22 protein-coding genes are annotated in these 22,884 nt (G+C 71.9%); 6 read left to right on the forward strand and 16 right to left on the reverse strand.

The features are described 5' to 3' along the window. Window positions 1–43 precede the first annotated feature (43 nt). On the forward strand, window positions 44–598 hold the full coding sequence (locus FDM97_RS29030; RefSeq protein ID WP_137993458.1) for a PPA1309 family protein: 555 nt from the start codon (window positions 44–46) through the stop codon (window positions 596–598). 64 nt (window positions 599–662) lie between these two features. On the opposite strand, the gene FDM97_RS29035 is transcribed toward FDM97_RS29030, so the two are convergent. The 4 genes from FDM97_RS29035 to FDM97_RS29050 form a co-directional block, all read right to left on the reverse strand. Beyond that, window positions 663–1,751: a YlbL family protein gene (locus FDM97_RS29035; RefSeq protein ID WP_137993459.1), complete on the reverse strand. Its 1,089-nt coding sequence runs from the start codon at window positions 1,749–1,751 to the stop codon at window positions 663–665. A 74-nt stretch (window positions 1,752–1,825) separates the two neighbouring features. Then, complete coding sequence (locus FDM97_RS29040) at window positions 1,826–2,047, reverse strand: hypothetical protein (RefSeq protein ID WP_137995089.1); 222 nt, start codon at window positions 2,045–2,047, stop codon at window positions 1,826–1,828. 234 nt (window positions 2,048–2,281) lie between these two features. Further along, window positions 2,282–2,743 (reverse strand): molybdenum cofactor biosynthesis protein MoaE, encoded by a 462-nt coding sequence (locus tag FDM97_RS29045; RefSeq protein ID WP_137993460.1) that lies wholly within the window; start codon window positions 2,741–2,743, stop codon window positions 2,282–2,284. A gap of 79 nt (window positions 2,744–2,822) precedes the next feature. Beyond that, entirely contained in the window at window positions 2,823–3,932 is a 1,110-nt protein-coding gene (locus FDM97_RS29050; protein ID WP_137993461.1) for an SDR family oxidoreductase, read from the reverse strand. Between the two features lie 191 nt (window positions 3,933–4,123). On the opposite strand from FDM97_RS29050, the gene FDM97_RS29055 reads away from it, so the two are divergent. Both FDM97_RS29055 and FDM97_RS29060 read left to right on the forward strand, forming a co-directional pair. After that, window positions 4,124–5,566, forward strand: a complete 1,443-nt coding sequence (locus FDM97_RS29055) for a zinc-dependent metalloprotease (protein WP_137993462.1) — start codon at window positions 4,124–4,126, stop codon at window positions 5,564–5,566. Beyond that, window positions 5,563–6,087, forward strand: coding sequence for an NUDIX hydrolase (locus FDM97_RS29060; RefSeq protein ID WP_137993463.1), 525 nt, complete (start codon window positions 5,563–5,565; stop codon window positions 6,085–6,087). Before FDM97_RS29055 ends, FDM97_RS29060 begins: the two co-directional genes overlap by 4 nt. Before the next feature lie 45 nt (window positions 6,088–6,132). On the opposite strand, the gene FDM97_RS29065 is transcribed toward FDM97_RS29060, so the two are convergent. The 4 genes from FDM97_RS29065 to FDM97_RS29080 form a co-directional block, all read right to left on the reverse strand. Further along, entirely contained in the window at window positions 6,133–6,888 is a 756-nt protein-coding gene (locus tag FDM97_RS29065) for an AIM24 family protein (protein WP_137993464.1), read from the reverse strand. A 19-nt stretch (window positions 6,889–6,907) separates the two neighbouring features. Beyond that, a complete protein-coding gene (locus tag FDM97_RS29070) occupies window positions 6,908–7,588 on the reverse strand; it encodes an AIM24 family protein (protein WP_137993465.1) in 681 nt (226 codons plus the stop codon). A gap of 13 nt (window positions 7,589–7,601) precedes the next feature. Continuing rightward, window positions 7,602–9,230 (reverse strand): TerD family protein, encoded by a 1,629-nt coding sequence (locus FDM97_RS29075; RefSeq protein ID WP_137993466.1) that lies wholly within the window; start codon window positions 9,228–9,230, stop codon window positions 7,602–7,604. A gap of 113 nt (window positions 9,231–9,343) precedes the next feature. Beyond that, window positions 9,344–9,919, reverse strand: a complete 576-nt coding sequence (locus FDM97_RS29080; protein WP_137993467.1) for a M48 metallopeptidase family protein — start codon at window positions 9,917–9,919, stop codon at window positions 9,344–9,346. Window positions 9,920–10,130: 211 nt separating this feature from the next. On the opposite strand from FDM97_RS29080, the gene FDM97_RS29085 reads away from it, so the two are divergent. After that, window positions 10,131–11,282 (forward strand): TOMM precursor leader peptide-binding protein, encoded by a 1,152-nt coding sequence (locus FDM97_RS29085; protein ID WP_137993468.1) that lies wholly within the window; start codon window positions 10,131–10,133, stop codon window positions 11,280–11,282. Window positions 11,283–11,323: 41 nt separating this feature from the next. Further along, window positions 11,324–12,667, forward strand: a complete 1,344-nt coding sequence (locus FDM97_RS29090) for an ABC1 kinase family protein (protein WP_137993469.1) — start codon at window positions 11,324–11,326, stop codon at window positions 12,665–12,667. Window positions 12,668–12,689: 22 nt separating this feature from the next. Here the strand turns inward: FDM97_RS29090 and FDM97_RS29095 are convergent, their stop codons facing one another. The 5 genes from FDM97_RS29095 to FDM97_RS29115 all read right to left on the reverse strand — a co-directional run bounded on the left by FDM97_RS29095 (window position 12,690) and on the right by FDM97_RS29115 (window position 16,560). Next, complete coding sequence (locus FDM97_RS29095) at window positions 12,690–12,878, reverse strand: hypothetical protein (RefSeq protein WP_137993470.1); 189 nt, start codon at window positions 12,876–12,878, stop codon at window positions 12,690–12,692. A gap of 87 nt (window positions 12,879–12,965) precedes the next feature. Continuing rightward, entirely contained in the window at window positions 12,966–13,289 is a 324-nt protein-coding gene (locus FDM97_RS29100) for a hypothetical protein (RefSeq protein ID WP_137993471.1), read from the reverse strand. Further along, the gene (locus FDM97_RS29105) at window positions 13,286–13,654 is read right to left on the reverse strand and encodes a WhiB family transcriptional regulator (RefSeq protein WP_137993472.1); all 369 of its coding nucleotides are present in this window, start codon (window positions 13,652–13,654) and stop codon (window positions 13,286–13,288) included. The genes FDM97_RS29100 and FDM97_RS29105 overlap by 4 nt, the downstream gene beginning before the upstream one ends. Window positions 13,655–13,827: 173 nt before the next feature. Next, the gene (locus FDM97_RS29110) at window positions 13,828–14,199 is read right to left on the reverse strand and encodes a hypothetical protein (RefSeq protein WP_137993473.1); all 372 of its coding nucleotides are present in this window, start codon (window positions 14,197–14,199) and stop codon (window positions 13,828–13,830) included. Window positions 14,200–14,370: 171 nt separating this feature from the next. After that, window positions 14,371–16,560, reverse strand: a complete 2,190-nt coding sequence (locus tag FDM97_RS29115; protein WP_175439270.1) for an ATP-dependent DNA helicase UvrD2 — start codon at window positions 16,558–16,560, stop codon at window positions 14,371–14,373. Window positions 16,561–16,705: 145 nt separating this feature from the next. Here FDM97_RS29115 and FDM97_RS29120 point away from each other — a divergent pair, with 145 nt between their 5' ends. Then, entirely contained in the window at window positions 16,706–16,948 is a 243-nt protein-coding gene (locus tag FDM97_RS29120) for a mycoredoxin (RefSeq protein WP_137993475.1), read from the forward strand. A gap of 68 nt (window positions 16,949–17,016) precedes the next feature. On the opposite strand, the gene nudC is transcribed toward FDM97_RS29120, so the two are convergent. Genes nudC through FDM97_RS29135 form a run of 3 tightly spaced genes read right to left on the reverse strand, consistent with a single transcriptional unit; the run spans window position 17,017 to window position 22,881 of the window. Further along, the gene (nudC, locus tag FDM97_RS29125; protein ID WP_137993476.1) at window positions 17,017–17,964 is read right to left on the reverse strand and encodes an NAD(+) diphosphatase; all 948 of its coding nucleotides are present in this window, start codon (window positions 17,962–17,964) and stop codon (window positions 17,017–17,019) included. Window positions 17,965–17,999: 35 nt separating this feature from the next. After that, window positions 18,000–19,433 carry a dipeptidase gene (locus tag FDM97_RS29130; RefSeq protein ID WP_137993477.1) on the reverse strand — a complete coding sequence of 478 codons (1,434 nt, stop codon included), beginning with the start codon at window positions 19,431–19,433 and terminating at the stop codon, window positions 18,000–18,002. A 10-nt stretch (window positions 19,434–19,443) separates the two neighbouring features. Beyond that, window positions 19,444–22,881 (reverse strand): ATP-dependent DNA helicase, encoded by a 3,438-nt coding sequence (locus FDM97_RS29135; protein WP_137993478.1) that lies wholly within the window; start codon window positions 22,879–22,881, stop codon window positions 19,444–19,446. Window positions 22,882–22,884 lie beyond the last annotated feature (3 nt).

Below are 22,884 nucleotides of genomic sequence, written 5' to 3' on the forward strand. Positions count from 1 at the left end.
CCTAGTTCCCGTCTTCGGGGGGAGAGGAGGCAGGATGTTGGTCATGTCCAACCTTTCCTCCTCCGGCACCCCGATGGCCGCGAGCCCCCTCACCCGCGCGGTGCTCGAGATCGACGAGTACGCCTCCGGCCTCGGCTGGGACCGGCCCGCCCGGCTCTTCGCCCTGGTCGACACCGCCCGACTGCGCGCCCAGGAGCCGGGACTCGCCTCCCAGCTCGGCCTCGAAGGCGCGGAAGCCGCCGCCTTCACCCCTATCGAACAGGAGGAGCTGCCGGCCGGGAAGCCCCTCGACGAGTTCCTCGGCACCATCGCCTGGCCCGACGCCGTGGCCGGCTGCGCGCTGACGGTGGAGCGGCTGATGCTGCCCCCGTCGGCCGAGGCGTCCGTGCCGGACGGCCTTGACGAGGCCGGCCTGGCGAAGTGGGTGGCCCGGCACCCGGACCGCCAGGAGGTCCGGATGACCGTGGCCGTGCTCCGCAACGGCGCCCGCGAGGCGGCGATCCGGCTGCGGGAGAAGGACTCCCCGAGCGAGGTGCTGACCGGCGCCGACCTGGTGCCGGGCCTCGCAGACGCCCTGGCGGCGACGTTCGAGTCCTGAGGCATACGTGACAAAGGGGCGGCCCCGGTCGGTGACCGGGGCCGCCCCTTCGGCTTGCGTACCCCTAGCTCGTGGAGCAGCTGGGCAGGTTCTTCGTGTCGCCCTTGCTGAGCTTCTCCAGCGACTTCCTCGCGTCGTCGATGGTGTCCACCTTGATCAGGGTGAGGCCGTCGGGGATGTCGGAGGCGGCGGCCTCGCAGTTGTCGGCCGGGGTGAGGAAGAACTCGGCGCCGGCGTTGCGCGCGCCGACGAGCTTCATCTCGATACCGCCGATCGGGCCCACCTTGCCCTTCTCGTCGATGGTTCCCGTGCCGGCGATGAACTTGCCGTCGGTGAGGCTCTCGGGCGTCAGCTTGTCGACGATGCCGAGCGCGAACATCAGACCGGCGCTGGGGCCGCCGACGTCGGCGAGCTTGATGTCGACGGTGAACGGGAAGACGTGGTCGGTGCCGGCCTGGATGCCGACGATCGCCCGGTCGCCCTCCTCGGACTTCACGGTGGTGACGGTGACCTTCTCGGTCGCGGTGGGCTCCTTGCCGGCCTTCTCGGCCGCGGCGGCCTCCTTGGCGGGGACGATCGTGAACTCGACCCTCTCCCCCGGCTCGCGCTTGGTCACCTGCTTGGCGACGTCCCCCGGCTCCTTCACGGGGACGCCGTCGACGGACTTGATGACGTCCCCGGCGTGCAGCTTGCCCTGGGCGGGGCTGTCCTTCACGACGGAGGCGACGACGACCCGGGTGGTCACCGGGATGTTCAGCTCACCGAGGGCGGCGACCTTGGCACTCTCCTGCGACTGGCTGAACTCCTCGGCGTTCTCCTGGCTCGACTCCTCCTCCGTCTTGCCGTCCGGGTAGAGGGTCTCCTTGGGGACGACGACGTTGTCGTGGGCGAGCCAGCCGTAGACGGCCTCGACCATGTTCATCCGGTAGTCGGCACTGGTGACGCGCACCGTCGTCATGTTGAGGTGGCCGTCGGTCGGGTACGTCTGCGTGCCCGAGATCTGGAGCACGGACTCCCCGCGGGCCTCGCCGAGGGTGTTGAACGTGGGCCCCGGGCTCATCTCCGCGTACGGCACCGGGACCAGGACGCCCACACAGAGCAGAGTGATCAGGACCAGGGTGGAGGCGAGCATCGTCGCAGTGCGGCGTGGCATGGAACGACAGTACGGGACCGGTCTGTGAGTGCACCCGTGGGGCGGGTCCGTACGAGGCGCCCGACGGGGGGAAATCAGCCGGAGACGTGGCTACTGCGTACGGGGGACGCCGGTGTGGCCGGGGCCATCTCGCTCTCGGTACCGGAATGGGACCGCTCCATGGCGTCCCTGAACCGCGCGTAGCCGGCGAGCTCGGCAACGTCCCCGATGGTCTTGTTCCTCGATGCCCAGCTTCCCCATATCGCCGCGCCGACGACCGCGAAAACCGGAATCAGCAACCAGGCAAGCGCCGCCATCCCGACCTCCCATCCCCAATGAGCGACCGCAACCGACCGGAACCGGCCGATCAGCAGACTAACGATCTGCAGCAACAACGCTGCCGCCAGGGGGGCGGTTACGCAAATCGGGCGTTCGACTACCCAGAGTCGGCGCGGCGCCTTGTGCTCGACAGGAGCGGCGCCTTGCGCTCAGCAGGAGCCGACCCTCCCCCAGACTCCGTCCGGGGGGACCCCCAAACCCGTGCCTGGGGCTCAACAGGAGCCGACCCACTCCTCGGTGCCGTCGGAGAACTTCTGGTGCTTCCAGATGGGGACCTCGTGCTTGAGGTCGTCGATGAGCTTGCGGCAGGCCTCGAAGGCCTCGCCGCGGTGGGGGCAGGAGACGGCGACGACGACCGCGAGATCGCCGACCTCCAGATCGCCCACCCGGTGGACGGCCGCCAGCGCGCGGACCGGGTAGTCGGCGACGACCTTCTCGGCGACCCGGCGCAGCTCGGCCTCGGCGGAGGGGTGGCAGGAGTACCCGAGCGCGTCGACGTCCGCGCCGCCGTCGTGGTTGCGCACGGTGCCCACGAAGAGGGTCGTGCCGCCGGCCGCGTCGTCGCCGACGGCGCGGAAGACCTCGTCGACCGAGAGCGGGGTGTCGCGGATCGCGAGGAGCTTGATGGGGTCGGCTGCGGCCTGCTCGCCGGGGTGCTCGTGGGTGCGTGCCATGGTGCCCATGGTGCCGTACCGCACGGACAGCGCGGAATAGCGTTTTCGACCGGTGGGACGGACCCTCCGTAGGAGGGTCCTACATGCCGCGCCGCTTCCGCATCTGCCTGACCAGCGCCGCCGTGCCCAGCAGCGCCACCGTCGCACCGGCCGCGCCCGCCGCCGTGGCGTCCTTGCGGCCGAGCCGGCGGCCCGCGACCGTGTGCCGGCCCTCGACCTCCTCCAGGAGCGCCGCGAGCACCTCCTCGTTGGTCCACTGCGGGCGCCAGCCCGCGTCGTGCAGCCGTCCGACGCTGACCACCCAGGGGTGCATCGTGTACGCGAGGTCACCGGCCGGCGACGGCGTGAGCCCGATCCGGTGCAGCCGGGCGGCCGCGCCGAGCGCGACGGCGGAGGGCAGCTCCATGCGCCGGATCCCGGAGAGCTCCTCCACCTCCTCCTGCTCCAGCCATCCGTCGCAGCCGACCGCGAACTCCCCGTCGACCTTCTCAAGGGCCGCGTACTCCAGCGCGCTGACCAGGTCCTCGACGTGGCAGAACTGCCACGTGGGACGGGATCCGGCGACGACGAGCAGCCGGGGCGACTCGAAGTAGCGGGTCAGGGCCGTGTCCGTACCGCCGACCAGGACGGCCGGCCGGACCACGGTGACGTGCAGACCGGGGTGGGCGCGGGGCGCGCGGCGGCCGAGCCGCTCGATCTCCAGCATGTCGCCGACGCCGGTGGCCTCGGCGGTCGCTCGCAGCTCGGCGTCCTCGGAGAGCGGGATGTCGTTGTCGGGCAGCGCGCCGTAGACCATCGCGGAGGTGCAGAGCACCACGCGGTGCACGCCGGCGGCCGCGGCGGCCGTGAGCACGGTCTGCGCGCCGCGCACGTTGTAGGCCGTTCGGGCGGCGGCGTCCGATTCGAGGTCGAGGTCGAGGGCGAGGTGCACGACCACGTCGGCGCCCCGCAGCTTCTCGGCGATCGCCGGGTCGCGGACGTCGAGGATGTGCCACTGCGCCTCGGAGACCTCGCCCCGGCGCTCGTCGATGGCGATGACCTGCTTGATCTCCTCGGAGGCGGCGAGGCGCCTGGTCAGCAGGTCGCCGACCCCGGAAGCGGCGCCGGTGACCGCGACCACGGGGCCGCGCCCGGCGGACCGGGTTGAGATGTTTCGCGCTGCGCGAACCTGAGGATCTGGGGAACTCACCGGGCGTCTCCAGCGGTTGTCTTCAGTACGTACCCGAATGACGCGTACGTACCAGGTGGCGTCCATCCTGCCGCAGCCCACGGCCCGGCGGAGCACCGAGCCCATATCCGGCCCGGATGTCTACGCTGGTGGTGTGCAGCGGGCAGTCGCCGTCGGCAGGAGGCCGGCGGCCCTACGAGCCGAGGAAACCTGTGAGTGACACCCCATTCGGATTCGGCCTTCCGCCGGAGGAGCCGGAGAACGGCGACGAGGGCAAGAAGAAGGACCCCGCCGGAGGTGGCCAGGGGTCCGGCGGCCAGGGCGGCGACAATCCGTTCGGCGCCAATCCGTTCGGCTTCGGCGGTCTGCCCGGTATGGGCGGCCCCGGCGGCGCTGACAACCCCTTCGCCGCGATGTTCGGCTCGCTGAACCCCAACGACCTGGGCGCGGCCTTCCAGCAGCTCGGCCAGATGCTCTCGTACGAGGGCGGTCCCGTGAACTGGGACATGGCCAAGCAGATCGCCCGCCAGGTGGTCGCGCAGGGCACGCCCGACGGCACCAAGGACGCCAGTGTGGGTCCGGCGGAGAAGTCCGCGGTCGAGGAGGCCGTGCGCCTGGCCGACCTGTGGCTGGACGGCGTGACCTCGCTGCCCTCCGGGGCGAACACGGCCGTGGCGTGGAGCCGCGCGGAGTGGGTCGAGGCGACCCTCCCGGCCTGGCAGCAGCTGGTCGACCCGGTCGCCGAGCGGGTCGGTGCGGCGATGGGCGATGTGCTGCCCGAGGAGATGCAGGCCATGGCGGGCCCGCTGATCGGCATGATGCGCTCGATGGGCGGCGCCATGTTCGGCCAGCAGATCGGCCAGGCCGTGGGTGCGCTCGCGGGCGAGGTCGTCGGTTCGACCGATGTCGGTCTGCCGCTCGGCCCGGCCGGCAAGGCGGCGCTGCTGCCGCTGAACATCGAGGCGCTCGGCAAGGACCTGGGTGTCCCGAAGGACGAGGTGCGGCTGTACCTGGCCCTGCGTGAGGCCGCCCACCAGCGGCTCTTCGCGCATGTGCCGTGGCTGCGCGCGCATCTGTTCGGTGCGGTCGAGGGCTACGCCCGCGGGATCAAGGTCGACACCTCGAAGCTGGAGGAGGCGGTCGGCCAGCTGGACCCGACGCACCCGGAGCAGCTGCAGGAGGCACTGCAGCAGGGCATGTTCCAGCCCGAGGACACGCCGGAGCAGAAGGCGGCTCTCGCGCGCCTGGAGACGGCGCTCGCGCTGGTCGAGGGCTGGGTGGACGCGGTGGTCCACGAGGCCGCGAAGTCCCGGCTGACCTCGGCGGACGCGCTGCGCGAGACGCTGCGCAGGCGCCGGGCGAGCGGTGGTCCCGCCGAGCAGACCTTCGCGACGCTGATCGGTCTCGAGCTGCGTCCGCGCCGGCTGCGGGACGCCTCGCGGCTGTGGGCCTCGCTCACGGACGCGCGCGGTGTCGACGGCCGCGACGACCTGTGGGAGCACCCGGACATGCTGCCGACGGCGTCCGACCTGGACGACCCTGACGGCTTCGTCCACCGCGAGCAGCTCGACTTCTCGGAGATCGACAAGATGCTGGGCGAGGCGGCCGGCAAGCGGGAGCGCGCCGAGGACGACGAGGACGACACCGAGAAGTGAGCCTGCACGACGACGCGGTTCTCGCACTGAAGGCGTACGAGAGCCAGGACGAGTTGCGTCAGACCTACCTGGACCACTTGGCCGCCCACGAGGACGGCATGTGGAAGGCGTGCGAGGCCGGGCATCTGACGGCCAGTGCGCTGGTCGTGGACCCGGAGCGCGGCCGGGTGCTGCTGACGCTGCACAAGAAGCTGGGCATGTGGCTGCAGATGGGCGGCCACTGCGAGCCGGGCGACGCGACGCTCGCGGCGGCGGCACTGCGCGAGGCGACGGAGGAGTCGGGGATCCCCGGTCTGACGCTGCTGCCGGGCGGCCCGGTGCGCCTGGACCGGCACCCGATTCCGGGGCCGTGCCACTGGCATCTGGATGTGCAGTACGCGGCGCTGGCGCCGGCCGGCGCGGTGGAGGCGATCAGCGAGGAGTCGCTGGACCTGCGCTGGTTCGCGTACGACGAGGTGGCGGGGGTGGCCGACGCCTCGGTGGTGCGGCTGACGGAGGAGACGCGGGCACGGCTCGCGTGACAGCGGTAAGGGGCGGCCCCCAGGGAGGCCGCCCCTTACGCATGCTCAGTTCCAGACGTTGTTCTGGTTCTGGGCGTGCGAGCCGTGCTGGCCGGCACCGAACTGGGCGGCGATGCCCTGCCCGATGGCGGCGTGCTGCGGCGGCATGACCTCGCTGGGCTGGACGAGGGCGAAGCCCTGTCCGAGGAAGCTGAGCTCCCAGCCCTCGCCCGTGTCGCCGCGGCGGCGGCGGACGCTGGAGTTGGTCGTCTGCGCCTGCATCTGCACCCGCAGCCCGCTGGACCAGGCGACGATCGCGTCCGCGTCGACGTTGACGTACTTGTCCGGCGTGACGTGCATCATCAGCGGCTGACCGGAGGTCATCAGGGCGACCTTGCCGCGGCCGGAGATGTTCAGCTGGTACTTGCCGGAGCCGGAGATGCCGTACTGGCTGTCCACGGCGATGACCTCGGTGTGCAGGGTCGAGTCCAGCGCCAGGACGTAGGCGCTGTCGACGGTCATGCCCTCCTGCTCGACCTCCACGACGTGGATGTACTGGGCGAGGTTGGCGAAGTAGACCGTGCCCTGGCCGGAGCAGCGCATGAGGTCGAGGCCCTCACCGGTCCGGGCCTGGGCGCGGCGCTGGCTGGGCGTCTGGTACTCGCCGTCGAAGTCGACGAGCCCCTGGTAGGCGACCATGGCGCCCTTGCGGGCGAGGACGTCGTCCGAGCCGGTCAGGGCGACCCGCAGCAGCTGCGGGTTCTGGATGACGTACCGGTCCTGGCTCTGCTGCTCGGCGTAGTTGAAAAGCGGGCTCTGCATGATGTGTTCTCGCTCCCCCTCAGCCCCGGACCCGCAGGCGGTCGGTGCTGTCCTCGCTCGGCTGTACGACGACGATGCCCTGGCCGGAGAAGGCCATCTGGTACGCCTCGCCGCTGCCCCGCCCGATCAGGGAGGAGGCCTTGAAGCTGCGCTTGCCCTTGACCTTGAGCGCCGGAGACCAGGCGACGAGCGCGTCCGGGTCGACGTACGTCTCGTCCTCGCCGCGGCCGCAGTCGACGACGATCGGCGTGCCGCGCGAGGTCAGCGCGACCCAGCCGGTGCCCGCGATCTCGACGTTGAACATGCCCTGGCCGGCGAACTTGGCGAGACCCTTGACCTTCTCGACGCCCCACTGGAGGTGGGCGTCGAAGGCCAGCAGGTTGGTGCCGTTGACCGAGAGCGAGTCGTTCTGGAGGTTGATCACGACGACGTCCGCGCCGTAGTCGGCGAGGTAGAGCAGTCCGTCGCCGGAGCACTTCATGACGGGCGCGCCCTCGCCGGTGAGCCACGCCTGCGCGACCTGGCGGGCGGCGGGCGGGTTGGGCTCGTAGGTGATGAAGCCCTCGTAGGCGACCATGGAGCCGGTGCGCGCGTACAGGTCCTGGCCGGAGGCCATGGCGACCTTGAGCATCGCGCTGCCGTGGTTCTCCATCCGGGCCGCCATCGGGGTCGGGGCGAAGCCCGCGAGTTGCTGGTTCATTGTTCGGGCTCCCTCAGACCTCGTACGGCTGGACGACGATGAAGTTTCCGGGAGCGCCCCGGAACTGGAGGTTGACGGTCTCTCCGCTGTGGCCGGGGTACGCGTTGCGGCGCAGCCGGACCTGGCTGGAGAGGATCACCTGGGACGCGGACGACCAGGCGACGACGGCGTTGCAGTCGGCGAAGGTGGTCGGCGTGACGGGCAGGACGACGGGGATGCCGTGCGTCTTGACGACGACGGTGCCGGTGCCCTGGAACTGCATGGTGAACAGGGCGCCGCCGGGGATGCCGTGGCCCTCGATCCGGCGGACCTCGTACTGCAGGGACTCGTCGAAGGCGAGCACGTTCTCGGCGGAGACGCAGATGCCGTCGCCCTGGAGCTCGATCGGGTGGAGATGGGCGCCTTCCTCCGCGAGGAAGACCTGGCCGCGGCCGGTGCAGCGCATCAGCTGCATCTCCTGGCCGGTGGCGTTGCCGATGATCCGGCCGGTGAACCCGGCGCCCTTGTGGGCGAATTCGACCTTGCCCTGGTACATGACCATGCTGCCCTGGCGGGCGAGGACGGGGACGCCGCCCATGGCCAGGTCGACCCGCATGAGCTGCTGGTTCTGCGGGGTCCAACGGGCGCCGGTCGCGGTCTCCTTGTACGGCTGGAGCGCGGCGGCGAGTCCGGCGCCGGTGGCCGGAACGCCCTGGGGGACGCCCTGCGGGACGCCCATCTGGCCCGGGGGCATGCCGGGGGGCTGCTGGCCGAACTGCGGCTGACCGTACGGGGCCGGGGCGGGCTGGCCGTACGGCGCGGGCGCGCCGGGCGGCGGGACCTGGCCCGGGACCTGCCCGAACTGTGGCTGCTGAGGCTGCGGCTGGCCGTACGGCGAGGGGGCCGGGGCCGGGGCGGGCGGGGCCATCGGCGCGGCCATGGTGGGCGCCGCGTGGATCGGCTGGACCGGGGCCTGCGGTGCGGGCGCCGGAGCGGCCTGCGGCGCGCCGAACGCCGGGGCGGGCTGGGGCACCTGCGGCGCGGCGGGCGCACCGAACGCGGGCGGTGCGGCAGCCTGCGCGGGCGGACCGAAGCCGGGGGCCGCCTGCGGGGTGGCCTGGGCGGCGGGCTGCTCCTCGGCGACCTCGCCGCCGAAGTTCTTCAGCAGCGCCTCCAGGCCGCCGTCGAAGCCCTGGCCGATGGCCGCGAAGCGCCAGACGTCCTTGAGATAGAAGTCGCCGAGCATGACGGCGCGCTCGGTGGAGAACTCCGTGCCCGTGAACGGGTATCGGACGACCTCTTCGCCGCCCGCGACGATCCGGATGTAGCCGGGGCCGATCTGCGACATCTGGCCGGCACCGTCGATGGTCGCGGTGAACGACAGCTTGTGGATGTTCGCCGGGATGCGGTCCAGCGTGACGCGGAAGGACTCGGTGTCGCCCGACTGCGCGCCGAGCAGCTGGATGGACTCCTCCGGCGACTTCGGCTGGTTGAAGAAGATGAAGTACCGGTCGTCCGAGAGCTGTTCGTTGGCGTCGAGGCCGAAGCAGCTGATGTCGAAGGTCAGTCCGGGCGCCGCGATCTGCACACCCACGTACAGATCGGTCCCCGGTGTGAGATCACTGATCTTGGCCTTGTGGCCGCGTTGGAATTCCCTGGCCATGCGTAACGACCGTCCCCCATCCCGAAATGTGAATGCCTCGCGCCAGGCTAACGGCTGGCTGCGACATCGAGCCAAGCTGGTACGAATTCGGTACAGGATCGACGCGGTCCCGGCTACTCTCCGCGCGCGGCGGGCAGGTGCGGCAGACGGTCCGCGGCGACCACGCCTTCGAGGTACCCGCGCGCACGCTCGGTGCGCGGGTACGCCTCCAGGAGCCGCCAGAACCGGGGTCCGTGTCCGGGGACCAGGAGATGGGCCAGCTCGTGGACGAGGACGTAGTCGACGACGTACTCGGGCATGCCCTGGAGCCGGTGCGAGAGGCGGATGCTGCCCTCGGACGGGGTGCACGAGCCCCAGCGGGTGTTCTGGTTGGTCACCCACCGCACGGACGTCGGCCGTGCCCGGCCGCCGAAATACTGGTCCGACAACCGCTCGGCGCGCTCGGTGAGTTCGCTGTCCCCAAGGACGCGCTTGCTCTCCTGGGCGGCGAGCTTGTCCAGCATGACCGTCACCCAGCGTTGCTCCTCCGCCTCGGACATCCGGGCCGGGATGAGCACGATGGTCCGGTCGCCCTCGCGGTAGGCGGAGACGGTTCTGCTCCGCCGGGAGCTTCTGCGGACCTCGACCGCACTCGTCCCCGAGCCGCGGGGCGGTTTGCTTGTCACGCTGCGCTGTGGGTCGGCGGGCACGGGCCCGACGTTACCCGCTGTCAGCGGGGGAAGTCCCGCCTCCGGGACGGTTCGGCGGGGATCCCGTCACACGGTGCACCATTTGAATGATTAATACCCCGCCCTTGTGGACAACTTTGCGCGTCCGCCTCGACTCGCGGGCAATCTGACATCACCGGAGGGGAACGGCCGGGAGCGAAGAAGAAGACCGATCAAGATCACGGGGGCGGAAATGCATCCGATGCTGAAACCGGCGCTGCGACGCGCCTGGCGGAATCTGCAGAGCGTGCAGTTCGGGGCCACGTCCGCGCACGCGGTGGTGGTGGGCCCGGTCGACACGACCACGGGCAGCCTGCTCGGCCTGCTCGACGGCACCCGCGGCATGGAACTGCTGCGGGCCGAGGCTCGGGCCCTGGGACTGCCGGACGGGCGGCTCGAGGCGCTGCTCCGCAGGCTCGGGGAGGCGGGACTGATCGCGGACGCCTCGGCCGGCCGCCCCGGAAAGGCCGGCGCCCCCGGGCCGGCGGACCGCGCCCTCGATCCGCTCCGCGCCGACCTGGCCTCACTCTCCGTGGTCCACCCGGAACCGGACGGGGCGTTACGTCGGCTGGCCGCCCGGCGGGCCCAGCGCGTCCAGGTCCGGGGCGCGGGCCGGGTCGGGGCCGCGGTCGCCGCGCTCCTCTCGGCGTCCGGGGTGGGCACGGTGGAGGTGCTGGACTCCGGATCGGTGGAGCCCTGGGAGGTGTCGCCGGGCGGACTGCCGCCCGAGGCGGTGGGCGAACGCCGGGCCGTGGCGGCACGCCGGCTCGTGGGGCGCTCGGCCCCGGCCGGCCGGTCGCCGAGGGCGTCCGGGCGTGGTGCGGGTGAGAGCGGACACGAGCCCGCGCTCTCACTCGTCGTGGTGACACCGAGGGACGGCCTCGCCGCCTACCTCCCCGATCCGGTCCCCGCCCAGAGCTGGATCACCACCGGCACTCCTCATCTCTATGCCGGCGTGCTGGAGGCCACCGGCGTGGTCGGACCGCTGGTGCTGCCGGGCGGCACGGCGTGCGCGCGGTGCCTGCAGGAGGAGCGGGCGGACCGGGAGCCCGTGTGGCCCCGGATGCTGGCACAGTGGCGCTCGGGAGCTCCCCACCCCCTGCCGGCCTGTGACCTGGGTCTCGCGACGGCGGTGGCGGGGCTGGCCGCGGCCCATGCGCTGGCCTTCCTGGACGGAGAGTTGCCCGCGAGTACGGGGGCACGATGGGAGGTCTCGCTGCCTCTTCTCGAGTGGCGTGTGGAACGGATGAGACCGCACCCGGCGTGTCCGTGCGGCGCGGTCCGTCGCACGGAGGGGGAGCATGCCTCGGGGGTGGAATCCCCGCAGGACACAATGGCGGGGTAACGGCCCTGTGCGGCACGGCAGTCTGGGATTTGGAGGGGCTTATGTCTGATCTTCCCCGGAAGGCGGTCACCCGGACCGCCAGGTTGGCCGCGTTGCCCCTGGGCTTCGCCGGACGGGCGACCTGGGGCCTGGGCAAGCGGATCGGCGGCAAGTCCGCCGAGATAGTCGCGCGCGAGCTGCAACAGCGCACGGCGGAGCAGCTGTTCAAGGTGCTCGGCGAGCTCAAGGGCGGGGCGATGAAGTTCGGGCAGGCGCTGTCCGTCTTCGAGTCGGCGCTGCCCGAGGAGGTGGCTGGGCCGTACCGGGCGGCGCTGACCAAGCTTCAGGAGGCGGCGCCTCCGATGCCGACCCGCACGGTGCACGGCGTGCTGGAGGAGCGGCTCGGCGACGAGTGGCGGGAGCTGTTCCTGGAGTTCGAGGACAAGCCCTCCGCCGCGGCCTCCATCGGGCAGGTACACCGGGCGGTGTGGCACGACGGCCGCGAGGTCGCGGTGAAGGTGCAGTACCCGGGGGCGGGCGAGGCGCTCCTCTCCGACCTGACGCAGCTCAGCCGCTTCGCCCGGCTGCTCGGCCCGCTGATCCCCGGCATGGACATCAAGCCGCTGATCAACGAGTTGCGCGACCGGGTCTCCGAGGAGCTCGACTACGGCCTGGAGGCGCAGGCCCAGCGGGAGCACGCGGAGGAGTTCGCGGACGATCCCGATGTGGTGGTGCCGCGGGTGGTGCACCAGTGCGAGCAGGTCCTGGTGACGGAGTGGATCGACGGGATCCCGCTGTCCGAGGTGATCGCGGACGGCACCGAGGAGCAGCGGGACCGGGCCGGTCAGCTCCTGGCGCGCTTCCTCTTCTCGGGGCCGGCCCGTACGGGCCTCCTCCACGCCGATCCGCATCCGGGGAACTTCCGGCTGCTGCCGGGCGCCGGCGAGGAGGAGGGTCCGGAGAGCTGGCGGCTCGGGGTGCTCGACTTCGGCACGGTGGACCGGCTGCCGGGCGGGCTGCCCGAGACGATCGGCACGTGTCTGCGGCTGACCCTGGAGGGCGACGCCGATATGGTCTACGAGCTGCTGCGCGAGGAGGGGTTCGTCAAGGAGTCCATCGCTCTCGACCCGGACGCGGTGCTGGAGTATCTCCTGCCGATCATCGAGCCGGCCGAGGCGGAGGTCTTCGGTTTCACCCGGGGCTGGATGCGTACGCAGGCGGCCCGGATCGCCGACCCCCGCTCCCCCGCGCACCAGCTGGGCAAGCAGCTCAACCTGCCGCCGTCGTACCTGCTGATACACCGCGTGACCCTGAGCACGATCGGCGTGCTCTGCCAGCTGAACGCGTCGGTGCGGCTGCGCGGCGAACTGGAGGAGTGGCTGCCGGGCTTCGTCGCGGCGGAGTGAGCGGACGGGCCCGGAGGCGCCGTCACCACCAGGAGGAGTCGAGGCGGCCCTCGATGGAGCGGATGTTCTCCCGGGCGCACGTGTCGCAGATGTACTGGCGGGTGCCGTTCTCCACTGAGCAGGTCCAGGTCACCGGAACGCTCTGCGCGGTCTTGCCGCAGCGGGCGCACACGATGGGCTCGTCGGGTGTCCGGGCGTCGTTCACGCTCATGACGATAGTCCGACAAGGCCGGGGGCGCCTCGCAACGCACCGCGGGGGCCGGTCCGTTAGGACCGGCCCCCGCGGGGTTCTTTCAGGTCAGTGCATGACGGCCATGGCCAGCGCGCGCCGGGCGCGCAGGGAGACACGCTCGGCTCGCCGCTGCATCCGCCGGGCGGCGACCAGGCGCTGAGCCTGGCGTTCCGCGTCGGCTTCACGCATGCGGTCGTGCATATGCGCACGAGCCAGGGCTTCTGGAATGAGTTGCATCTCGCGGGTCCTGTTCTGACGCGAGGCGTTCGCGCCGGTGATGGAAACGTCTGGGGTCGCGGAGCCGGACGGCTCGCTCGTGGAAGAGGTCATCGGGGCCTGCTTCTGGGGATCGTGCGTGAGGGGTCGGTCGATGGTTCCGGTGACGTTCATGCCGCGACCGGGTTCTTGCGCGGGCGACCACGCGGCCGCTTGCGGGCCACGACGACACCCTGGACGAACAGCTCGCCACCCCAGACGCCCCACGGCTCACGCCGCTCCTTCGCACCGGCGAGGCAGGCCTCCATCAGCGGGCAGGTGCGGCAGAGGGACTTGGCGTACTCGACATCGGCCGGGGACTCGGCGAAGAAGACCTCCGGGTCGAACGAGCGGCAGGGGACGGGTACGCCGAGGTTCTCGATGGCGTCGTCGAGCGCGGTGAGCGCGGTGAGGGGGGTCAAGGTGGAGTCCTCCGTGAGGCCGGGCGGGGGGATCGTTTCGGAAGGCGGTACGGACGGGGCGTGCGCTTCGAGTTGCACGGTTGTCTTTCCTCGTCTGGTCGTTCCGGCCTGTTGGGCCGGGGTTTCGGCTGGTACCGGGTGGTGCTGGTCCCGAGGCCCCTTCGCTCTGTCATCCCCGTTCGAGGACAAACAGAAGGGCCGCGGATCCCGGGTGGGGTTCCGCGGCCCTGAAGGCGCCGGCCTGATCTGGATCAGGCTGGATCACTCCAGGGTTCGAGCCCACGGAAGGCCCACATCGTGTGGTGCTGCGTCGTCTGCTGCTTGGTTTCGGCACCGGTCGCCGCAAAGCCGTAGGCCGTGGCCTTGACTGCTGCTACTCCTGCTTCCAGTGCCTTGGTCGGTCGCTCGATGCGCTCCATGACGGGGAGACCCGCCAGGGCGGCCGCCGGCCGCAGGGAGGCAAGGCCGGCGATACCGGCGCCGGACAGACCGGTGCCAGGAAGACCGCTGCCGATGAACGCCGAACCGGAGAGGCCGAGCGAGCAGGCGGAGACGACCGAGCGATCGGTCATTTTGTCGGTGCTGACGAAGCTGACGTTGGTGCTGTTGATGTTGCTGATCACTGGAATCGCCTCCTCTCGGCGTCTCGGAGGGCTCGGTGTGAGCCGGACCCTCATGTTCATTTGGACAAGTACAGCACGAAGACAGGGCTTCAAAGAAGCCGCTGTTTCCGTGGTTAAGAACCTATGGGGCTTGACGGGGCGTGCGCAAACTATTTTTTCGACGAGTTTTCCTCAGGCGTCCTCGTCGTCTCCTCCAGGCTCCTCACCTGGCTCTTCGCCCGCGCAGATGGCGAGGACGTCGGCTCCGAACCGGTCGAGCTTGCGCGCGCCGACCCCGGAGATCCCGGCGAGTTCACCGTCGGTGGAGGGCACGCACTCGGCGATCGCCATCAGCGTCTTGTCGGTGAACACGCAGTACGCGGGCTGCCCGAGTTGCTTGGCCTGCTCGGAGCGCCACTCGCGCAGCCGCTCGAAGAGCGCCTCGTCCATGTCGGAGGGGCAGTCCTCGCAGCGCATCAGTTTCATCTCGCCGGCTTCGGTGAGCGTGGCGCCGCAGACACGGCAGAGCACCGGGCCGCGCCGCTTGCGCCGGCTGCCGCCGGCGCCGCGCTCGACGGAGCCGCCACCGCCCGCGCTGCCGGCGCCGAGGGCGCCGGAGCCGGGCCGCAGTCCCTTGAGGAAGCGGGTGGGGCGGCGGGAGGCGCGGCCGCCCGGGGAGCGGGAGAGCGCCCAGGAGAGGGAGAGGTGGAGCCGGGCGCGGGTGACGCCGACGTACAGCAGGCGGCGCTCCTCCTCGACCTGCTCGTCGGTCTTGGCGTACGTGATCGGCATCATGCCCTCGGTGAGGCCGACCAGGAAGACGGCGTCCCACTCCAGGCCCTTGGCGGCGTGCAGCGAGGCGAGCGTGACGCCCTGGACGGTCGGGGCGTGCTGGGCGGCGGCCCGCTCGTCGAGCTCGGCGACCAGGTCGGAGAGGGTGGCGCCGGGCTTGGCCCGGGCGAAGTCCTCGGCGAGGCGGACCAGGGCGGCGAGGGATTCCCAGCGGTCGCGGACGGCGCCGGAGCCGGCGGGCGGCTCGGTGGTCCAGCCCTTGGTGGAGAGCACGGCCCGGACCTGGGAGGGCAGGTCCTCGGCGTCGTCGAGGAGGGAGTCGTTGCCGCCGGCGCGGGCCGCGCCGCGCAGGGCGATGCCGGCCTCCCGTACCTCCTGGCGCTCGAAGAAGCGCTCGGCGCCGCGCAGCTGGTAGGGCACGCCGGCGTCGGCGAGGGCCTGCTCGTAGACCTCGGACTGGGCGTTGATGCGGTAGAGCACGGCGATCTCGCCCGCCGGGACGCCGGCGGCGATCAGATCGCGGATGCGGCGGGCGGTGCCCTCGGCCTCGGCGGGCTCGTCCGCGTACTCGGTGTAGGCGGGCTCGGGTCCCGGGTCGCGCTGGGAGATCAGCTCCAGGCGGTGCTCGGCGGCCCGGCCGCGGGCCTGGCTGAGCAGTCCGTTGGCGAGGTGGACGACCTGGGGGGTGGAGCGGTAGTCCCGGACGAGCTTGACGACCGTGGCGTTCGGGTGCCGGGTGCGGAAGTTCAGCAGGTGGTCGGGGGTGGCGCCGGTGAAGGAGTAGATGGTCTGGCTGGCGTCGCCGACCACGCAGAGGCTGTCGCGGTCGCCGAGCCACAGATCGAGCAGCCGCTGCTGGAGCGGGGAGACGTCCTGGTACTCGTCCACGACGAAGTGCTGGTACTGGCGGCGGATCTGGTCGGCGATGTCGTGACGGTCCTGGAGGATGCCGACGGTGAGCAGCAGCACGTCCTCGAAGTCGATCACCGAGCGGTCGCGCTTGAGCTGCTCGTACATCCCGTAGATCTGGCCGATCTCGGCCGGGTCGCGGGGGGCTTCACGGACCGATTTGGCGACGGCCGCCGGATAGTCGGCGGGGACGGTCTGGGTGACCTTGGCCCACTCGATCTCGCCGGTGACATCGCGCAGCTCGTTGCGGTCGAGCCGGACGCGGCAGCGCGCGGCGGCCTCGGCGACGAGCTGGATCTTGCGCTCCAGGAGCCGGGGAAGATCACCACCGACGACTTTCGGCCAGAAATACTGAAGCTGGCGCAGGGCGGCGGAGTGGAAGGTGCGGGCCTGGACGCCGCCCGCGCCGAGCTCCCGCAGGCGGCCGCGCATCTCCCCCGCGGCCCGGTTGGTGAACGTGACGGCCAGGATGCTGCCGGGCTGGAGTATCCCCGCCCGCACTCCGTACGCGATGCGGTGCGTGATCGCCCGCGTCTTGCCCGTGCCGGCTCCCGCAAGGACGCACACGGGCCCGTGCAGGGCGAGGGCGACCTCGCGCTGCTCGGGGTCGAGCCCGTCGAGCACCGCGTCGGCGGACTCGGGGACCCGCGGGAAGAGAGTGGAGTGCGTTGCTGCTGTCACCCCGCCATGCTGCCAGGTTCGGAGGGGTGGGTGCGGCGCGTTGTCCACAGGCCCGTGCCCGCGGTCATACGAATTCGGGAATGGCCGCACGACCGCGTACGTTCTTTCCCTCGGCACCCACCCGCGAACAGAGGAGCGCCAGGCCATGCAGGGGACTGTGACGATGTACAGCACCGAGTGGTGCGGCTACTGCCGTCGGCTGAAGAGCCAGATGGACCGCGAGGGCATCGCGTACACGGAGATCAACATCGAGCAGGACCCCGAGTCGGCCGCGTTCGTGGAGAAGGCCAACGGAGGCAACCAGACCGTCCCGACCGTGCTCTTCGCGGACGGGACGACGCTGACGAACCCGTCGCTCGCCCAGGTCAAGCAGAAGGTCGGCGTCTGACGCCTGGCCGAAAACAGCCCCCGTCCGGCGGTGCCGGGCGGGGGCTGTTGTGTGTCACAGGCCGTTCGTCAGACGACGTCGCCCGGCTTCGGGAGCGGCTTGCCGTACCAGAGCTCGATCAGGCGCGACGCGATCGAGATGCCGTACGGGGGCAGGACCTCGCCCGACTCGAAGGCGGCGGTCAGCTCCTCGCGGGAGAACCAGCGGGCCTCGTGGATCTCCTCGCCGTCCACGCTTATCTCCGAGGAGGTGGCGTGGGCGAAGAAGCCCAGCATCAGGCTGGACGGGAAGGGCCAGGGCTGGCTGGCGATGTACTCGACCTCGCCGACGGTGACACCGGCCTCCTCGAAGACCTCGCGGACCACCGCCTGCTCGATCGACTCGCCGGGCTCGACGAAGCCGGCGAGGGTCGAGAAGCGGCCTTCGGGCCAGTGGACCTGGCGGCCGAGCAGGATCCGGTCCTCGTCGTCCATGACGGCCATGATCACGGCCGGGTCGGTACGCGGGTAGTGCTCGGCGCCGCAGGCCTGGCAGCGGCGGATGTGGCCCGCGGCGGCGATGACCGTGCGCTCTCCGCAGCGGGAGCAGAAGCGGTGGAGCCGCTGCCAGTTCTCCAGGGCGACGGCGTGCACCATGAGGCCCGCGTCCCGGGGCGAGAGCAGCAGGCCCGCCTCGCGCAGTCCGGCCGGCCGGGCGGACTGGTCCATGCGGCCGGGCAGGGAGTCCTTCTGCAGGGCGAAGTAGGAGACGCCGTCGGCGTCCGTGCCCAGGAAGTAGCGGTGGGTCTCGGTGACCGGGGCCTCGAAGGCCGGGGTCATGACGAGCTCCGTGCGACCGTCGGGAGTGTCGTCGATCAGCACCTGGCCGCCCGAGACCACGAACACGCGGGTCGTGGGGTGGCTCCAGGCGGCCGCGAGCCAGGCCTCGTCGAGGCGGTGGTGGGCCGCCCGGTCGATGCCGCTCGGGGCGGTGAGCGAGATCGGCCGGTCCGCGAACTCGTTGTTCAAGGTGGACACAGGTACTTCCAACTCCCCCGGATCGGTGTGTGGGTTCATCGCACGGCGGTGTGGAGGGCGGTGGGCAGGTCCCCCCACAGGTGGGCGGCGGTCTCGACACCCTTGAGGAGGAGACCGAGTTCGATCTTCTCGTTGGGGGCGTGCCAGCCGTCGGACGGTACGGAGATGCCGAGGAACAGCACCGGCGCGTCCAGGACGTCCTGGAGGTCGGCGGCGGGGCCCGAGCCGCCCTCGCGGGTGTAGCGGACCTTGGCGCCGTCGAAGGCGCGGCTCATCGCTCCCGCGACCGCCTTGAGGGCCGGGTGGTCCAGCGGGGTGAGGCAGGGCCGGGTCGGGGCGCCGAAGACGATCTCGTACCGGATGCCCGCAGGGACCAGGCCGGCGAGCCAGTCGCGTACGGCGAGTTCGATCTTGGCCGGGTCCTGGCCCGCGACCAGCCGGAAGGAGAGCTTCAGCTGGGCGGAGGCGGGGACGATCGTCTTGCCGCCGGGGCCCTGGTAGCCGCCGCCGATGCCGTTGACCTCGGCGGTGGGACGGGCCCAGACGCGCTCCAGGGTGGAGAAGCCGGCCTCGCCGAGCGTGCCGTGGGACTTGGCGGTGTTCAGCCAGGCGGCCTCGTCGAAGGGCAGTTCGGCGATGAGGGCGCGCTCGGCGTCGGAGAGCTCGGTGACACCGTCGTAGAAGCCCGGGACGGCGACGTGCTCGTGCTCGTCGTGCAGGGCGGCGACGACACGGCCCGCGACGGTGGCCGGATTGGGCACGGCGCCGCCGAAGGAACCGGAGTGGATGTCCTGGTCGGGGCCGTACAGCTCGATCTCGCAGTCGGCGACGCCGCGCATGCCGGTGCAGACGGTCGGGGTGTCCTCGGACCACATGCCGGTGTCGGAGACGATCACGGCGTCGGCGGCGAGCCGGTCCGCGTGGGCCTCGACGAGGGCGCGGAAGTGCGGGGAGCCGGACTCCTCCTCGCCCTCGACGATCAGCTTGAGGTTGACGGCGGGGGCGGTGCGTCCGGTCGCGGCGAGGTGGGCGCGGACGCCGAGGGTGTGGAAGAACACCTGGCCCTTGTCGTCGGCGGCACCGCGCGCGTACATCCGTCCTTCGGTGATGTGCGGCTCGAACGGGTCGGTGTGCCAGCCGTCCTCGCGGGCGGCGGGCTGGACGTCGTGGTGGCCGTAGACGAGCACGGTCGGGGCGTCCGGGTCGCCGGAGGGCCACTCGGCGAAGACCGCCGGGGCGCCGTCCGTCTCCCAGATCTCGACCGTACGGAAGCCGGTCTCGGTGAGCTTGTCGGCGAGCCACCGCGCACTGCGCCGTACGTCCTCGGCGTGGGCGGGCTGCGCCGACACGGAGGGGATGCGCAGCCACTCGACGAGGTCGTCGAGGAAGGCGGCACTGTGCTGCTCGATGTACGTGCGCACCGCCTGGGTACGTACGGTCTGGACGGCGCTGTCCGGGGTCTCGCTCATGCTCCTGAGCCTATCCGGCGTCCGGAGTGGGTCTGCCCAGCAGGATCCCCTCCAGCTCGGCACGGCCGGGCAGGCGCCGCGGGCGTACGACGTCACCCGTCCGTACGTAGACGAAGGCGGCCGCGACCTCGTCGGGGTCGAGGCCGTGCTGTTCGGCCCAGGCGAGGCGGTAGATCGCGAGCTGGAGGGGGTCGGCCGTGCGCAGGTGGCTGGTCTTCCAGTCGACGATCTCGTACGCGCCGGACTCCGGGTCCCGGTAGACGGCGTCGATCCGGCCTCGGACGACCCGGCCGGCGAGGGAGAGATGGACGGGGACCTCGACGCGGTACGGGGTGCGGTGGGCGTACGGGGTGAGGGCGAAGGCGTCCTTGAGCGCGTCGAGGTCCCGCTCGTCGGCGATCTCCGGTTCGCCGGCGAAGTCCTCGCCGCCGGGGAGCTCGTCGGGGCCGAGCATGGGGAGCGGGAGCTCCTCGAACCTGGACTCCACCCACGCGTGGAACCGCGTGCCGCGGCGGGCGGCGGGCTGTGGGGGGCGGGGCATGGGGCGGGCCAGGTCCTGGGCGAAGCCGTCGGGGTCGGCGGCGAGGCGGAGGACCTGGGAGGCGGAGAGGTAGGCGGGCAGGAGGACGTCGCGGGTGGTGGCGCGGGCGCGGCGGAGCTCGGTGGTGAGCGCGGTGAGGTCGCGGTCCCAGGAGGCGAGGGTTTTCCGGTCCTCGGGGGCGAGCGCCTGCTCCGGTGCCCGTGGGGCGGGGATCCCGTCAGCCGGGGGCTCCTCGTCCCGGGGAGGCTCCTCGTCCCAGTGAGGCTCGCCGCCCCGGGCAGGCTCCTCGTCCCAGACGGGGTCCTCGTCCCAGACAGGCTCCTCGTCGGGCCAGAGGTCCTCGGGGTCCTGAGGGGCGGGCCCTTGCGCGGGCAGCGCGTCCGTGGGTTGTGCCCACCCGTTCCGCCCCGGCGGAACGTATGCCCACAACGCCGTCATCACGCGCTCCGCCGCCTTCCTGCGGCGCTGGAGGGACGTCTCGTCCAAGGGGAGGGGCCAGGCCTGGTCCGCCGTACGGTCCTGGAGGGACGGGTTCTCCGCGTCCTTCTCCGGTTCCTCCGCCCAGGCCTCGATCTCGCCGTAGCCCGCCGCGCAGTGGTCGTACAGGGCCTGGAGGAAGGCCGACGGGCCCCGGGGCTTCTTCTGGGCCGGGCCCCACCAGTGGGCGGAGCCGAGGAGGAGGGAGCGGGGGCGGGTGAAGGTCACGTATCCGAGGCGGAGCTCCTCGGTGTGCTGGTGCGCGCGCATCGCCTCCTTGAAGGTCTTCAGAGAGGCGGCGTCCCAGGTGTCGATCTCCGGCAGCGTCGCCGCGTCGCCGCGCAGGGCGTGCGGCAGCACCTGAGGCTGGGAGGTCCACGACTCGCGGGACCTGGTGCTCGGGAACTGGGAGGCGACGAGCCCCGGCACCGCGACCACGTCCCATTCCAGGCCCTTGGACTTGTGCGCGGTGAGGACCTTGACGGTGTTCTCGCCGCCCGGGAGCGCGTTGTCGAGCCCCTTCTCGTACTGCGCGGCCGTGCGCAGGAAGCCGAGGAAGGCCAGGAGGGTCGCCTCGCCGTCCAGGGAGGCGAAGCCGGCCGCTATGTCGAGGAAGTTCGACAGGGTCTCGCGCCGGCGGGCGGCCAGCGCGTTCGGGGAGGCGGAGAGTTCGACCTCCAGGCCCGTGGTGGCGAGGACCCGGTGCAGGACGTCCATCAGCGGGTCGGCGAGCGAGGAGCGCAGGGAGCGCAGCTCGGCGGCGAGCCGGGCGAAGCGGACCCGGGCCTCGGCGGAGAACGGCAGGCCGTCGTCCTCGCCGCCGGAGTCGAGGAAGGTGTCGAGCGCGTCGGCGAGCGAGATCACCTCGGCCGGGTCGACGCCCTCGACCGCCGCCGCGAGCCGCTGGTCGGCGTCCGCGTCGGGGTCCTCGGTGGCGCGGTGGACGAGCAGCCGGGCGCGGCGGCCGAGGAGGGCGAGGTCGCGGGGGCCGATACGCCAGCGCGGGCCGGTGAGGAGGCGGACCAGGGAGGCGTTGGCGCCGGGGTCCTGGAGGACCTCGCACACCGCGACCAGGTCGGCGATCTCGGGCAGGTGCAGCAGGCCCGACAGGCCGACGACCTCGACGGGCACGTCACGGGCGACCAGGGCGGCCTGGATGGCGGGGAAGTCGGTCGCCGTCCGGCACAGGACCGCGATCTCGCCGGGCTCCCGGCCCGTGCGGACCAGGTGGGCGAGGGAGTCGGCGAGCCAGTCGATCTCCTCGGCGTGGGTGGCGTGGAGGGCGATCCGTACCGAGCCGTCGCGCTCCGCGCCGGGCGCCGGGCGCAGCGCCTCCACGCCCGCGTGCATGGCCCGCAGGGGCTCGGCGAGTCCGTTGGCGAGGTCGAGGAGGCGGCCGCCGCTGCGCCGGTTCTCGGAGAGCGCGTACCGGGTGGCGGGGCTGCCGTCCTCGTACGGGAAGTGGGCGGGGAAGTCGTCCAGGTTGGCGACGGACGCGCCGCGCCAGCCGTAGATGGCCTGGCAGGGGTCCCCGACCGCGGTCACGGCGTGCCCGGTGCCCGAACCGAAGAGGCCGGAGAGGAGCAGCCGCTGGGCCACGGAGGTGTCCTGGTACTCGTCGAGGAGCACCACCCGGAACTCCTCGCGCAGGATCGCGCCGACCTCCGCGCGCGTGGTGGCGAGCTCGGCGGAGAGGGCGATCTGGTCGCCGAAGTCGAGCAGGTCGCGGGAGCGCTTGGCCGCGCGGTAGCGGACGACGAGGTCGAGCAGTTCGCGGCGGGCCGCGGCCGTCTCGGGGACCTTGCGCAGGTCGGCGTTGGAGAGCTTGGCACCGGCGAGGGCGGTGAGCAGCTCGGAGTCGTACGCCTTCAGGTCCTCGGGGCGTACGAGATGTTCGGCGAGCTCGGCGTCGAGGGCGAGGAGGTCGCTGACCAGGGTCGGGAAGGACTTGGTCAGGGCGGGGTACGGTCCGGGCGCCTCGCGCAGGACACGCGCGGCGAGCTGGTAGCGGGTGGCGTCGGCGAGGAGGCGGGAGGTGGGCTCCAGGCCGATGCGCAGGCCGTGGTCGGTCAGGAGCTGCCCGGCGAAGGCGTGGTACGTCGAGATGCGGGGCTCGCCGGGAGGATTGTCGGGGTCGATGGCGTCGGGGTCGGTGACCCCGGCCCGTACGAGCGCCGTGCGGACGCGCTCGGCGAGCTCTCCGGCGGCCTTGTTGGTGAAGGTCAGGCCGAGGACCTGTTCGGGCGCGACCTGACCCGTGCCGACCAGCCAGACCACCCGGGCGGCCATCACCGTCGTCTTGCCGGAACCGGCTCCGGCCACGATGACCTGCGGGGCGGGCGGCGCGATGATGCAGGCCGTCTGCTCCGGGGTGAACGGGATGCCGAGGAGCTCCTTGAGCTGCTCGGGGTCGGTGATGCGTGCGGTCACCTC

Source organism: Streptomyces vilmorinianum, from assembly GCF_005517195.1.
In the GTDB taxonomy this organism is placed as follows: Bacteria; Actinomycetota; Actinomycetes; order Streptomycetales; family Streptomycetaceae; genus Streptomyces; species Streptomyces vilmorinianum.

Excerpts from the sequence above, each read along its gene's own strand:
- FDM97_RS29030 (WP_137993458.1), top strand. The coding sequence starts at position 44 with ATGTCCAACCTTTCCTCCTCCGGCACCCCGATGGCCGCGAGCCCCCTC.
- FDM97_RS29035 (WP_137993459.1), bottom strand. The coding sequence starts at position 1,751 with ATGCCACGCCGCACTGCGACGATGCTCGCCTCCACCCTGGTCCTGATC.
- FDM97_RS29040 (WP_137995089.1), bottom strand. The coding sequence starts at position 2,047 with ATGGCGGCGCTTGCCTGGTTGCTGATTCCGGTTTTCGCGGTCGTCGGC.
- FDM97_RS29045 (WP_137993460.1), bottom strand. The coding sequence starts at position 2,743 with ATGGCACGCACCCACGAGCACCCCGGCGAGCAGGCCGCAGCCGACCCC.
- FDM97_RS29065 (WP_137993464.1), bottom strand. The coding sequence starts at position 6,888 with ATGCAGAGCCCGCTTTTCAACTACGCCGAGCAGCAGAGCCAGGACCGG.
- FDM97_RS29070 (WP_137993465.1), bottom strand. The coding sequence starts at position 7,588 with ATGAACCAGCAACTCGCGGGCTTCGCCCCGACCCCGATGGCGGCCCGG.
- FDM97_RS29075 (WP_137993466.1), bottom strand. The coding sequence starts at position 9,230 with ATGGCCAGGGAATTCCAACGCGGCCACAAGGCCAAGATCAGTGATCTC.
- FDM97_RS29085 (WP_137993468.1), top strand. The coding sequence starts at position 10,131 with ATGCATCCGATGCTGAAACCGGCGCTGCGACGCGCCTGGCGGAATCTG.
- FDM97_RS29090 (WP_137993469.1), top strand. The coding sequence starts at position 11,324 with ATGTCTGATCTTCCCCGGAAGGCGGTCACCCGGACCGCCAGGTTGGCC.
- FDM97_RS29095 (WP_137993470.1), bottom strand. The coding sequence starts at position 12,878 with ATGAGCGTGAACGACGCCCGGACACCCGACGAGCCCATCGTGTGCGCC.
- FDM97_RS29100 (WP_137993471.1), bottom strand. The coding sequence starts at position 13,289 with ATGAACGTCACCGGAACCATCGACCGACCCCTCACGCACGATCCCCAG.
- FDM97_RS29120 (WP_137993475.1), top strand. The coding sequence starts at position 16,706 with ATGCAGGGGACTGTGACGATGTACAGCACCGAGTGGTGCGGCTACTGC.
- FDM97_RS29130 (WP_137993477.1), bottom strand. The coding sequence starts at position 19,433 with ATGAGCGAGACCCCGGACAGCGCCGTCCAGACCGTACGTACCCAGGCG.